We start from the raw sequence: 12,291 nt of genomic DNA, 5'->3' as shown, positions 1-12,291 counted from the left end.
GGCACCCCCCCACGTATACACCACGAAGAAGAGGGCGGAGCACCTGGCCGGCCATCACAAATGTCCCGTCCTCCATCCATCGTAGCGGAGTGGCCGCGATGGCGCCGCGCTCACTCCTCACCCAAGCGCCAGAGCCGTAGGAGTCCAGCCATGAATCGCAAGATGGAGCAGACCGAGTCGCAGGACACGAAGCACTCGACGGAGCAGCAGACCCTGGAGAGCAAGCAGCTGACCCTGGAGGATCTGGCCCTGGTCTCGGGCGGTAAGATCGTGCTCGAGGACAGCTGCAAGAACAGGATCGAGGTGGGTTGAGCCCCCTCGCACCGGGGGAGGCACGTCGCATGGCGGCCTCCCCCGGGCCGGTTCCCCCTCTGTCATTGGCACCCAAACGGGGTGGTGGCGCCTGAGCGTGCCGCCACCCCGTGGCATTTCCATCCCCATGCCCGGCGCCGCGTTCCTGGTGCGTCTCGAGGGTCGTGCCTGGTTGGCGACGGGGAAGGCAAATGCCTCGGCATCAGCGGCTTCTTCCGGCGCGTCACCTTCGAGCCATCACAAACAGCCAGCCTCTATTCCATCGTGATGAGTGGCCGCGATGGCGCCGTGGTCACTCACCGGTACCCATGCGCCAGAGCGGTAGGGAGTCGGTCATGAATCAGAAGACGGAGCAGACGCAGTCGCAGGACGTGAAGCACCCGACGGAGCAGGAGGCTCTGGAGGGCAAGCAGTTGACCCTGGAGGATCTGGCCCTGGTCTCGGGCGGCAGGATCCTCCTCGAGGACAACAAGGGGAACCGGGTCGAAGTGGGTTGAGCCCCCTGGCACCGGGGGAGGGGCTTCGTCTGATGAGCCCCTTCCCCGCGGGCCAGTTCCCCTCCATCACCCTCGAGGAGCGGCGGCGCCTGACCGCGCCGCCGCCCCGCGGCAGGTCCTCATGCTCAGCGCTGCTCCCGTCTTCACTCCTTCCGAGCCCCATCCCGAGTCTCTCGTGCGGCTCCCCATCGTGCGCCGGATGCTCTCGGATCCGTTGGTGCGGTTCGTGCCGCGCGCCATCGACCAGCGGTGGTACTACGAGCGCATCGTTCCGGTGTCCCTGGCGGGCTTCAACCCCTTCCTGCGGAGCGTCTTCTACGCGAACAACTCGGCCCTCTCGTACTGGCTCGCCGCTCCGCACCGCTCCGCCCGGGACTTCAACGACAACGACAACCTCGTCCGGGAGGTGCTGTTCGCCGCGCACGACTACCTGCACTGCTGGTCCGCGGAGGTCATCGCCGTGCTCGCCCCCTGGGTCCGGTTCGATACCGGCCCCATCCTCCGCGACAACATCGAGGACTTCGTCTTCTGTCATCTGCTGACGGAGGCCGCCGCGGTCGCGCTCGACTACTGGTACCTCTCGACCTTCGACCTCGTCGAGCGGATACCGGTGGGCACCACGATCACCACCCTCACGGTCAGCTATCACGAGCGCAACGTCTCCGAATACCGCCGGTTCTGCCCGGCCTGGGACGCGCAGCGCCCCGACTTCTTCGGCCAACTCGCCCGGTTCTATTGCTCGGGCGTCTTCAATGGTTTCAGTGTGCAGGACCTGCGCAGGAGCCCGCAGATCCGCAAGTGGCTCGCGCACGAGCTGAGCTATGGCGCCACCCAGCGCGAGTACGCCCGGCTCTGGCTGTCCTTCCTGGCCGCCGAGGAGATTGTCTATGAACCCCAGAAGCTGGCCGCTCCGGTCTCCTTCCAGGAGAAGTGGAAGCAGCAGCTGATGCACGACCTGGGACTCGTGATGTTCACCAAGATCAAGGAGGACTCGGACAGCGGGCTCGTGTTCGGCGCGCGGAATGAGCCTCCCGCGAGCCCGAGGGAGCGCCAGCCCGACTTCCGCTTCGTGAACGCCAACGTCGTCCCGCTTCCGCCAGAAGCCGTGCCCTCCCCCGAGAGCTCGCGCTACCACGCCCTGCAGCGCGTCTCGGCCATGGACTTCGACAGCGTGTCCCAGGAGACCCGGCGGGCCATCGCGCGTGCATTCCAGCGCGAGGAGCACGGAGAAGTGTCGCGGCTCATCGAGCAGGCGGAGCGCATTGCCCCCGTGGGAGCCGAGCCACGGGATTTGTTCGTCCTCAATTAGCGGACCGCCCGGAGCCCCCGGAGGAGTAGACCTTGTCTTCGAACCACCCGAGCCCTTCCAGCCACCCGGCGGACCCCTGGATGGTCCCCGTTCCGGTCGCGCCCGCGGGATTCACTCCGTTACACGCGCGCCATGCCCGGTGCGCCGTCCAGGTCGACCTGGGCCGCATCGGCCCCTTCGGATTCTCGGCGCCGCCGCGGCGGGAAGCGGAACTCTTGTACGCGGACCTCCAGACCAACGCGGACAACAACGTGGCCCGCCGGCTGGGAGCGGGCCGGGCGGGTGTCCACGCCGGCAAGTACCTGAAGGGCGTGGGTCGCACCCTGCTCGCGGCGAACTGGAGCGACCCCGAGGACAGCTACCACAACAGCGGGCACCTGCTGCCCTCCGCCGCCGCGAGGGAGTACCTCGCGAGCTGTTATCTGGAGGGGCTCCAGGCGGGCGAGACCCTCGTGCGGTGCGAGGGGTTGCTCCTCGCGCCGTTGCCACCGGAGGCCGAGCGCTACGTCGCGTCGCTCCTTCCCGGCTGGGAGCCGCACCACCTCGCCCCAGCGGATCGACGGCTTCAGGCCATCACCGTCAAGGAGGCGGGGTTCGCGCGCATGTCCAACTTCACCTGGGCGCTTTCGCAATGGCGGTGCGGCGCCCCGTTCCTCATCGAGCTGTTCTCGAGGATGGCTCGGTACCTGGGGGGCCCCTCCCAGCCGGAACCGCGCCCTGGCGACCTCACCCCGGAAGTGATTGCACGACACCTGGAGCACGCCACCGAACGGCTGGTCCGCCATTTCGAGCGGTTCTTCCACGCGGGCGTCTACTGGGGCTCCTTCCACAACAACTTCACTGCGGATGGCCGGTTCCTGGATTTGGAGACACCCGTCATCTTTGGAGGCCCCTTCCTCGGTGTGCTCGCCACGCCGGGCAAGCTGCCCGAGTCGCTGGACCCGGGGGATTCCCGACCAGTCGTCGGGTGTGAGGTGCTGCGCTGCTTGCGGCAGGTCCGCACCTTCCTCGCCTTCCTGGTGGATCGGCTGGAGTGGCTCGGCCGGAGCGCACCGGACGCGGGCGAGCTGGAGCGCCGCTTCCTCCGGGACACGGCCGAGGCCCTGCGCGCGCGGTTTCCGCCCTCGCACTGGCTCCATGACGCGGGAGCACTCGGGGAGAGGCTGACCACGAGCCTCGCCTCGGTGCTCGCCCTGCCGCCCGGAGCCGAGGCGGAGCTGGGGGCGTTGGTGGAAACTCAGTGTCGGATGATGCTGAACGAGACGCCCAGGCACACGAACTCCGTCAGGCTCGTGCCGGTGGACATGCTGCTCGCCCATCCGGAGCCAGCGCTCCCGGTGGTGGCCGGCGTCCCCCACTTCCTCGAGGACTTCGTGGGACAGACGCCCGTGGGCCGGGCGTTCAACGAGTCCCTCCGTCAGGTGGACGGGGCCGAGGATGTCACCACCGCCCTGCGGGCGATCCGCGCGGCGGAGACAACCCTGCGCGGCTTCGCCCCGGCCGACACGACGTGTTCCATGCTCAGTGGAGCGTGATTTTGTCGACGGTGATCGTCGCGGTCTTGGGGAAGTGGACCCGGTATTCGAGGACGCGGTTGAGCACCGTCTGGGGGAAGCTCAGGCGGAAGTCCTGGTACTGGTGGGCGGCGGCGAACTGTTGCGACGTCAGGTCCATGCTGGCCAGAACGGTCCCCGTGGTGTTGTCCCTCACGTCCACGGTCGCGACCACCTGGGCACCGAGCGAGTTGTTGTCCGTCTTCACCCGGAACGTCACCTTGCGGTTTCCAACCGGCACCTGGGCGTCATAGGGGCCGTAGACCATGTGCCCGGCCGCGTCGAGCGAGGGTGAGGCCTGCCAGCCGTCGCCGCTCGAGCGTCCGGCGTGATGCGCCACCACGGCCCCTTCCGCCTCGTACTGGCCGAGGCGGGTCGTCGTGGTGACCTTGTCGATGTTGATGGCCGCCTGGTCCTTGTAGTCGGCCCGGAACTCGAGCTGATGGCCAGCGACGTTCTCATAGGTCAGGCTGAAGTCCTGATAGACACCAGAGGCCTTGAACTGGTGGCGGTAGACGTCGAACGACGTCAACACCTGCGCCGTGGTGGCATCCCGGATGTCGAGCGTCACGACGTGGTCGTTGTTGCCGGTATTGACGTCGATCTTCATCTTGAACGTGGTGGAGAGCGGCCCGGCCGGGAAGGTCGAGACATAGGGGCCGTAGAGCATCATGCCGGCGTTGTCCTGGGAGACGTTCGCCGTCCAGCCATTGTCGCTCGAGCGGCCGACCGTGTGAGAGAAGGGCGAGGCGGCATAGCTCGTCGTCTCCGCCTCGTACGTCTTCACCACCGTGGAGGGGTCCGTGGGCAGGAGGTAGGACTCGCGCATGAGCTGGAAGTAGTTGTCCGGCCGCACGAAGACGAGGTTGCCGTTGCCCTTGAAGGCGTTCACCACGTTGACGAAGCTCTGGACGCTGTTGCCCTCCCACGGATTGGCCTGGATGCTGACGAACCGGGGAGACGTGCCGTTCCAGCCGGAGATGGCTTTGTTGATCTCCGAGATCATCGAGCTCTCCGTCGGGCAGTACGTGGCATTGAGGCCCTGGCTCGGCATGACGTTGTTGTACACCGTGATGCCGCCGCCCGCGTTCTGCGCGGTCAACCCCAGCAGGGCCGGCGCGTTGTACGCGAAGGAGTTGCCCACGTTCGTGTTCGTGGCGCCGTCGATCTTGTTCCACACGGTGAGGACCTTCAACCCCGAGCGGTTCATGTAATCGCCGGTCAGCGACACGTAGTTGTCCAGGTGGGACGCGTTCCCCCAGTAGTTGGGATAGGTGTAGCCCAGTCCGGTGGGGCCCGAGATGAGGTTGTCATTGGGCGTGGCGGTGGCGTACAGGTAGTTCAGCACGCCGGGCATGGCATCCAGCATGGCGGGCGAGATGGTCCACCCGATGGGCACCTGTCCCCGGGCGGGGCTGTCCCAGAACTTCTTGAAGAGATGCTCCACGTACTGCAGGTTGTCCCCATCGCTCAGGATGAGCGTGATGTAGATCTTGTTGTTCAGGGTGGGCTTGTTGGGAACGGGTTTGACGTTCACCGTCCGGGACGTCCCGCCGAACACCGTCAGGTTCGAGGCGAAGTCACTGGCCACCGTGGAGATGCCGTACTCGGAGACGCGCTGGACGCCCGAGGCCTCTTCCGGCCACCAGCCCATGTAGATGCCCCCGCTGCCGTAGGGCATGGCCACCAGGAACTTCCTGAGCAGCGAATCCTCCGCGGCGACCCGGGGATCCAGCCACACGACGGCCATCTTCGTGGCGGTGGCGTAGTCCCGCAGGAAGCCCTTGATGTCCGGCGCGAGCCCGATGATCACCCGGTGCGTCACCTGGGACCAGTAGTTGTCATACAGGTACTGGTAGACCTGGAGCTTCGTGGTGAACCGGCCGCGCAGATCCACCAGGATGGGCAGGTTGTAGGGAGCGGACGTCAGCCGGGCGACCAGTGCCGGGGAAGCGACGACGCCATTGCCCAGACCCGCGATGGTGGTGGCCAGGTTCAGCGTGTCGGGCACCGCGGTGTCGTAGACGACGATACCCGCGACCTCGCTCCTGTACTTGCTCAAGAGGCTCCAGTTGTCGGCGACGTCCGTGTAGCCGAGCCCCAGGGAATTGAGCCAACCGTACTTGCCATCCTGGCCGCGCACGGCGGTGTCGTACGTGAAGATGCGGGGTTGGGTCCTGTTGACGAGCCCCTTGAGAGTCGTGAAGAGCGCCGCCTCGTCGGCATTGGCGGCGGTCAGGTCCATCACGTCCAGCGTCGCCGCGGGCGCGGTGAAGGACGGGAGCACCTGATTCGCGGGCCAGGTGAGTCCAGCCGCCAGGGCCACCGCGGGGCGGCACATCCCCCAGGCCGACAAGGTCATGGCGAAGACAGGCGCCCACCGGGCCCATCGGTCGATCTTCATGAGTCACTCTCTCCCGATTCCGACAGCGTTGACGCACACCGAAGAAGGCGGGCCACGCGATGACGATCAGTGAGGAGTAGCGGCGGAGGCCCACCGCTTGATACACCTCTCCACCCATCAAATCAAGATTAATGAGAAAATCACCAAGGTAACGGAGAGTCGCTCAAGGCGACCCGGCTCAGTGCAAACGTACTTTCAGGTGCTCCTCATCGGCATTGGGCCGTCCCAGGAAGGTGTCCAGCAGGCGTTCCTCAACTGACTCCTGCTCCCAGACCGCCGCCCGCTCAACCCCCACGCATTCCTGGGGCTCGGCGGCTCTCTCATGGCCAGCGGTGTCGAAGATGTTACAGCGCCGGAAGTCCCCCAGGTCCTGCATGAACTGAACGACAGGCTGGGTCAATTGCTCCTCAAGATCCCTCCGCCCAATGACCTCCCACGCATTCAGGGCCAGATGGCGGATGGCAATTCTGAAGAGGATGGAGCTTGACGCAATCCTGTCCAGATCAGAGTCCGGACTTGTAGTTCTGTAGTTATAGAAAGCCGCGTACGGGGACTCGAGCAGCCTTGCATAGGCAAAAGAGCCATCGGCGAGGACGATCCTGACGAATGATCCTGTTGTGTGCTTCTGTTTGCGCATTTCTCAAGTTCCAGTGTAGGGATGGAGTTGGCCCCATTGTTTCGTCGCGGCGTCGTGGAACAACCTGCCCAGCGGATTGTCTTTTGCCACGCCGCGCTGGACGTTTTCAGTTCGATATGGCGGATGAGTGTCGGATTGGGCGCCCCCAAGGGAATCGATCAATTGCTGTTCTCTTCCACGGATTCGCCAGTAGGCAACGTCGGTATATCTGTTCTCATAGCCGATGGAGGTTCCGACATCGAACTGGTCCAACAAGGCCGGCCGGAATCTAGAGACCTCCGGCTCATCGTTTTCGTCGATGTGGTGGTTTGAATCTCGTGCGTTGATGGCTGCCACTGCCTGCGGGCGAAGAGGCTTGTTCAAGTCGACCACCATGCTGGTGCGCCCTGCGTAGTAGCGTCCGGTCTGGGGATTGTACTTCGTGTAGGTCGCATAGATGCGGCCCCAACTCGTCTTATCCCCACCTTCATGCGCTTCTGGACTTCGCCGAGGAGTGGGAAGCGCATGCGGCTCGGATAAAGGCTTGACATCAAACGTGGGCGTAGATTCTCCCGGGGCCACCGTGGCTTTGGGGGCGTAGCAGCCTTGGAACCAGCCTTGAAGATCGCCGAAGTGCGTGCCGTAAAACGTGTCTGCGATGTCGATCGGCGTCTGCATCCCGTTCAAGGCCGCCTTGACGGTCAAGCAGACCAGGACAACGCTACTGCCTGCCACAACTACAGCACCGCCTGCCACGAAGGCATTTCCCGTCGCAGTGGCAGTTCCTGCTTCCGCTGCGGTCATGGCGCCTTGTGGCACGAACCGGAGCACGGCACGCGGAATGCCCTGACTCAAGCCCCCGTTGGAAGTGCCCTGGGCAGGCGCATTCCCATACATCCCAGAGTAACGAAACGTGTGCTGACTGGTAGTGGGGCGGAAGCCTCGCGTTGCACTACCACAACCCACGAGGAATAGGAGCAGCAGCAGGGCTACCAGGGGTCGCGTCATGAATCCACGCGGAGCACTCAAGACAGGTTCTTGCGGGGCCTGGGGGGGCGCATTGAGGAGGAAGTCCGGTCTCGCCCCCCGGGTCTCGTAGCCCGTGCCAATCGTCTGCACGAAGCCCACGGACGAGGCCCCGAGCACGTCCCGATCGATGACGCCACCCTCCGTCATGATCGCCTCGACCCTCTCCAGGTCCAGCGGCTGGCTCGTCCCCGGAAGACCACCTCGTGGGCCGTCAGCTTCGCGGCGAGGCGCTCGGCGAATGGACGGTCATCGGAGCTCCGGCTGAGGAAGGCGATGCGCATGGCCGGCAGCCTATCCCCGGCGCCGCCACGAATTCTGCACGAACATTCCTCGGCGGGTGCACGGCTCCCCCATCCGGGTTGCACGCCGGAGGTCCACTCTCCGGCTCCATGATCCTCGACACGCCACCTCCTTCTCCTCCTCCGCGACCGGCCCCGAGCCTCGTCCGACGCGCCGGCGCGTGGCTCATCCGTCACCACGTCCTCGGCAGCCTCGCCATCGTCCTCTTCGCCACCACCGTCATCTCCAGCCAGATGGTGGACCGGACGGACTTCGCCAGCTCGGAGCTGGAGCGGGGCGTCATGGAGCGCTGGGGTGCTCCCGTCGTGCAGCCCGCGCCCTCGCTGCGCTACGTGCAGAGCGGCACCCTCTTCACCGAGCTCAAGCCCCTGCCCTTCGCTCAACAGCACGTGCAGGTGCAGGCGGGGATGAACTACCGCAAGCGCGGCCTGCGCTACTTCTCCGGCTTCGACTTCACCCTCTCGGCCGACTACGCCGCCGTCAACCGCGAGGGTCATGACATCGACGTGGCCTTCATCTTCCCCATCGAGGTGGACAAGTCCCAGGTGCTCCTGTCCGACTTGAGCTTCCTCGTGGATGGGGCCGAGGCGGACCTGGACCTGGGCGAGTCCGGCAACCGGCTCGTCTGGACGGGCCGCATCCCCCAGGGCGCCACACGCCGCTTCTCCATCCGCTACCACGCCCGGGGCCTCGACTCCTTCCAGTACAAGCTGGATCCCTCCCTGCCCGCCCACGACGTGCGCCTGCAACTGAACGTGACGGGAGGCGAGAACTACGACTATCCGCCCCAGGTCCTCGCCGCCAGCAAGGTGGAGGCCGGCCGCGGCACGGTGGCGCTCGAGTGGGCCTTCCAGTCGCTCGAGTCCGGGGTGAGCCTGGGCGTCATCCTCCCCTCGGTGGAGGCCTATGACGAGCTCATCTCCACCATGGCCCGCCGTGCCTGGGTGCCCTTCCTCGGGCTGATGGCGCTGCTGGCCGCCTTCAGCCTCCACCACCGGCGGCCCCTCGCCATCTACGAGGCCTACCTCCTCGCCGCCGTGTATGGCTTCTACTTCGTGCTGCTCGCCTACCTCGCCGCCTTCATGAACTTCTACGTGGCCTACGTGCTGGCCACCGGAGGAATGGGCGCCGCCGTGGTGCTCTACGCCCGGCGCCTCTACCCCCACGAGCGCACCTCCCGGCTGGCCGCCGTCTGGGCCGCCACCCTCGTGGTGCCCACCACCGCCGTCATCCTCCAGGGCTACACCGGCCTCGTCTACACCCTGGAGATCCTCGCCGCGCTGCTCGGACTCATGGCCCTGTCCACCCGCGCCGAAGTGCGCGCCCTGCTGTCGGATCTCCCCCCGGGCGGCGAGCCGCCGCGCGCCCCCTCCTCTCCCCAGGAAGTGATGTGACCCATGTGGATGCCTGCTCTCGTACTCGGGTTGTTGTTGACCACGACGGATGCTCCGCCCTCGGGCTCGGCGACGGTGCCCCTTCCGGAGTTGATCAAGCTCTACGGGCAGAAGGAGCACGAAGCCGCGCCCCCCGAGCCTCCCGCGCGCGCCCTGGTGGTGAAGAGTCAGCTCAAGGGACGTCTCACCGCGGAGGCCATGCTGGTAGAGGCGCACTTCGAGGTGGAGGTACTCGCCGATGAAAGCTGGACGCAGGTGAAGCTGCTGCGGCTCGACGCGGACACGTACCTGACCGCGCTGCCCTCTCTGGAGGGCGCCACCGTGGCGGCCCTGGACGAGCACCTGACGTTGGTGACGCGGCGGTCCGGCCGCCATGTCTTCGACGTGAGCTTCACCCTGCGGCCCACGGCGGCGGGCCCGGAGCGTCAGGCTCAACTGCGCTTCGGCCCCCACGTCACGCCAGTGCCGCTGCGGTTGGAGGCGGATGCCACGGCCTTCACCCTGACGGAGCCGGCGCTCGCCTCGAGCGAGGAGGTGGAGGTGTATCCCCGCCAGGGCGTGCTGCGGGTGGGCTGGCGCACCACCGTGGCGCCGAAGGTGGCGCGCCAGGTGATCCGTCCTCCACTGGAGCCGAGCATCCCCGAGGCCCACGCCACCTGGGTGTCCACGCTCGAGGGCAAGGCCAGTCTGCGGGTGCGCTACGCACTGCGGCTGGATCGTGAGCAACCCCTGGAGCTGACGCTGCCCGAGGGCCACCACCTCGAGCGGGTGTTGCTCGACTCCGCGCCGCTCGTGCCCGAGGAGAAGGAGGGCCGGTTGCTCGTGAAGGTGGCTCCGACACGGGTGGGCGAGACGGAGGCCACGATGGAGGTGGTGCTGACGCGGGATCTGGGCGTCTTCCACCTGTCCGGCCGGTTGAAGCTGGCGCTGCCCCGGGTGTCCTGGCCGGTGGCGACGCTCCAGGCGCGGGCGCACTTCCCCGCCGTCTTCAACTACCGGCGCGAGGGCGGCAGCATGGAGCCCGACGAGGCGAAGGCCGAGGACGCTCCGGACACGTCGACGTCCCTGCCCGGCAAGGTGCTCCACTTCCGCCAGTACCTCGTGGCGGCCTCGGCGCCCACGCTGGAATTGGGCTACTCGGTGGACATCTCCCAGAGCTACTTCCGCTGAGGCCGTGGGCCCGTGAGGCTCCCCGGACACGAGGATGCGGACCGGGGACCACGCCTCATGCCCTCCTCCCAAGACCGGTGAGAAGGTGGGCGACTTCCTCCGGCGCCTGCGCGGAGAGGAGCTCAAGTCCGCGCCGACCGTGACGAGCGCGCAGCTCTCGCTCGCCGACACGCTCAACAAGAAGGGCGAGGCCGCCTACCACGCGAAGAAGCTGGACGAGGCGGTGTCGCTCTACCTGGAGGCCATCGCCAACAACCCCGAGCACGGGCAGGCGTACAGCAACCTCGGGCTCGCGTACCAGAAGCTCAACCGTAACGCCGAGGCCCTGTGGGCCAACCGCAAGGCCATTGCCCTGGCCTCCGGGCCCAACACCGACACGGTGAAGGCCAGCTCCTATTTCAACATCGCCCGCGTCTACGAGAACGATGGCCTGTGGGCCGAGGCGCTCGACAGCTACCAGTCCGCGCTCGGCCACAAGGATCATCCCGCCTACCGCGGTGGCATCGAGAAGATGAAGCAGAAGCTCGGCCAGAACTGACCCCGGACTCCCCACCCATGAACTTCCGCTCCCTGTCCCTCGCCCTCCCTCTCCTCGTGCTGCTGTCCGGTGCCTCCTCCCGGGCCGCGGGTCCCAAGGAGGTCGCGGTCGCGGATCGCTCCCTCTGGCCCCGGCCGCTGCGCTCCTCCCAGGACTTCGATCTCGCCTCGCGCGCGGAGAACCTCGTGTTCGCCCAGGTGCTCGGTGAGCTGGAGGCCCGCGCGGAAGGGTTTCCGGCGCTGCTCGGCGTCAAGCAGGTGCATGACGAGTCGGTGCGTCGCTGGCTCGAGGGCGTGAAGGACACCGTGGCGCGCAACCTGCGCGCGGCCCGGGCGGCCTGTGGCACTCCCTCCGAGCCGGGCTGTGGCGTGGAGGAGCCCACCGCGGAGAACGTCGTGCGGCTGGGCGGCGCGTTCGTGGCGGGCCTCGGCCCCGAGTATCGAGCCTGGCTGGCGATGGACTCGCGCTTCTACACCCTCTATGTGAAAGAGCAGCTGCGGCTGGCGGCCCTGTTCCCCTCCCCGACCAGTGAGATCCTCCCGCTCGGGTCCGGAGAAGTCACCGGCTCGGACTGGCCGGACCGGCAGTTCCTGCTGACCTTCGACGATGGCCCCACGCCCGCGGGCAAGGGCACGGACCGCCTGGTGGCGCTGCTCAACGCGCGGGAGGCCAGGGGCGTCTTCTTCGTGCTCGGCGACGCGCTCGAGACGCGCCTGGGCAGGACGAGCGCGGCGTCACTCCAGGCGCTGTACCAGGGGCAGTGCGTCGGCTCCCACGGGCAGCGGCACGTGTCGCACCAGAAGCTGGCCACGTGGAAGGAGTCGGTGGAGGGCTCGCGCGAGCGCATTTCCACCCTGGGTCTGGCGGGCACCCGCAAGGTCCTCTTCCGGCCGCCCTATGGGCAGCGCTCGCCGGAGTTGACCCGGTGGTTGTCGGGCCAGGGCGGCGAGGTGATGCTCTGGAACATCGACTCCCAGGACTGGAACGCCACCGTCGCGCCCGGGCCCACCACGGACCGGGTCGTCACCCTGATGCTGTTGTGGCGGCGCGGCATCGTCCTCTTCCACGACGTGCACGACAAGGTGCACGAGGCGGTGCCCCGGCTGCTGGACTTCGCCCGGGACACGGGCCTCACCTGGAAGGACTGCGCGGCGCTGTGAGAGCCCCGC

At 66.9% G+C, this 12,291-nt stretch carries 11 protein-coding genes; 8 read left to right on the top strand and 3 right to left on the bottom strand.

Annotated elements, in window-relative coordinates; all coding sequences use genetic code 11:
* The first annotated feature begins 150 nt into the window (after positions 1 to 150).
* The 4 genes from CYFUS_RS50915 (at position 151) to CYFUS_RS25275 (ending at position 3,653) form a co-directional block, all read left to right on the top strand.
* Complete coding sequence (locus CYFUS_RS50915; protein ID WP_157758648.1) at positions 151 to 312, top strand: hypothetical protein; 162 nt, start codon at positions 151 to 153, stop codon at positions 310 to 312.
* A gap of 335 nt (positions 313 to 647) precedes the next feature.
* Positions 648 to 809, top strand: coding sequence for a hypothetical protein (locus tag CYFUS_RS50910; RefSeq protein ID WP_157758647.1), 162 nt, complete (start codon positions 648 to 650; stop codon positions 807 to 809).
* Positions 810 to 930: 121 nt separating this feature from the next.
* Positions 931 to 2,118 (top strand): hypothetical protein, encoded by a 1,188-nt coding sequence (locus tag CYFUS_RS25280; protein WP_095987563.1) that lies wholly within the window; start codon positions 931 to 933, stop codon positions 2,116 to 2,118.
* A gap of 32 nt (positions 2,119 to 2,150) precedes the next feature.
* Positions 2,151 to 3,653, top strand: a complete 1,503-nt coding sequence (locus tag CYFUS_RS25275; protein WP_157758646.1) for a hypothetical protein — start codon at positions 2,151 to 2,153, stop codon at positions 3,651 to 3,653.
* Here the strand turns inward: CYFUS_RS25275 and CYFUS_RS25270 are convergent.
* The 3 genes from CYFUS_RS25270 to CYFUS_RS25260 form a co-directional block, all read right to left on the bottom strand.
* Entirely contained in the window at positions 3,640 to 6,075 is a 2,436-nt protein-coding gene (locus CYFUS_RS25270; RefSeq protein WP_095987561.1) for a GxGYxYP domain-containing protein, read from the bottom strand. The two genes, CYFUS_RS25275 and CYFUS_RS25270, sit on opposite strands and share 14 nt — an antisense overlap.
* Positions 6,076 to 6,253: 178 nt before the next feature.
* On the bottom strand, positions 6,254 to 6,712 hold the full coding sequence (locus tag CYFUS_RS25265) for an Imm26 family immunity protein (RefSeq protein ID WP_095987560.1): 459 nt from the start codon (positions 6,710 to 6,712) through the stop codon (positions 6,254 to 6,256).
* Positions 6,713 to 6,715: 3 nt separating this feature from the next.
* On the bottom strand, positions 6,716 to 7,495 hold the full coding sequence (locus CYFUS_RS25260; RefSeq protein ID WP_157758645.1) for a hypothetical protein: 780 nt from the start codon (positions 7,493 to 7,495) through the stop codon (positions 6,716 to 6,718).
* Between the two features lie 614 nt (positions 7,496 to 8,109).
* Between CYFUS_RS25260 and CYFUS_RS25255 the strand changes: the two genes are divergently transcribed.
* The 4 genes from CYFUS_RS25255 (at position 8,110) to CYFUS_RS25240 (ending at position 12,282) form a co-directional block, all read left to right on the top strand.
* A complete protein-coding gene (locus tag CYFUS_RS25255; protein WP_095987558.1) occupies positions 8,110 to 9,414 on the top strand; it encodes a hypothetical protein in 1,305 nt (434 codons plus the stop codon).
* A 9-nt stretch (positions 9,415 to 9,423) separates the two neighbouring features.
* Entirely contained in the window at positions 9,424 to 10,584 is a 1,161-nt protein-coding gene (locus tag CYFUS_RS25250) for a hypothetical protein (RefSeq protein WP_232536777.1), read from the top strand.
* 85 nt (positions 10,585 to 10,669) lie between these two features.
* A complete protein-coding gene (locus CYFUS_RS25245; protein WP_198316053.1) occupies positions 10,670 to 11,122 on the top strand; it encodes a tetratricopeptide repeat protein in 453 nt (150 codons plus the stop codon).
* A 17-nt stretch (positions 11,123 to 11,139) separates the two neighbouring features.
* Positions 11,140 to 12,282, top strand: a complete 1,143-nt coding sequence (locus tag CYFUS_RS25240; protein WP_095987555.1) for a polysaccharide deacetylase family protein — start codon at positions 11,140 to 11,142, stop codon at positions 12,280 to 12,282.
* Positions 12,283 to 12,291: the final 9 nt, after the last annotated feature.

This window comes from Cystobacter fuscus (genome assembly GCF_002305875.1).
Lineage (GTDB): Bacteria > Myxococcota > Myxococcia > Myxococcales > Myxococcaceae > Cystobacter > Cystobacter fuscus_A.
The sequence above is the reverse complement of the archived record's forward strand: the minus strand, read 5'-3'. Positions and strand labels throughout refer to the sequence as shown.

Bases quoted from the DNA above. Each gene is read 5' to 3' on its own strand.
- CYFUS_RS25280 (WP_095987563.1), top strand. From the start codon at position 931: ATGCTCAGCGCTGCTCCCGTCTTCACTCCTTCCGAGCCCCATCCCGAG.
- CYFUS_RS25240 (WP_095987555.1), top strand. From the start codon at position 11,140: ATGAACTTCCGCTCCCTGTCCCTCGCCCTCCCTCTCCTCGTGCTGCTG.
- CYFUS_RS25260 (WP_157758645.1), bottom strand. From the start codon at position 7,495: ATGACCGCAGCGGAAGCAGGAACTGCCACTGCGACGGGAAATGCCTTC.
- CYFUS_RS50910 (WP_157758647.1), top strand. From the start codon at position 648: ATGAATCAGAAGACGGAGCAGACGCAGTCGCAGGACGTGAAGCACCCG.
- CYFUS_RS25255 (WP_095987558.1), top strand. From the start codon at position 8,110: ATGATCCTCGACACGCCACCTCCTTCTCCTCCTCCGCGACCGGCCCCG.
- CYFUS_RS25265 (WP_095987560.1), bottom strand. From the start codon at position 6,712: ATGCGCAAACAGAAGCACACAACAGGATCATTCGTCAGGATCGTCCTC.
- CYFUS_RS25270 (WP_095987561.1), bottom strand. From the start codon at position 6,075: ATGAAGATCGACCGATGGGCCCGGTGGGCGCCTGTCTTCGCCATGACC.
- CYFUS_RS50915 (WP_157758648.1), top strand. From the start codon at position 151: ATGAATCGCAAGATGGAGCAGACCGAGTCGCAGGACACGAAGCACTCG.
- CYFUS_RS25250 (WP_232536777.1), top strand. From the start codon at position 9,424: ATGCCTGCTCTCGTACTCGGGTTGTTGTTGACCACGACGGATGCTCCG.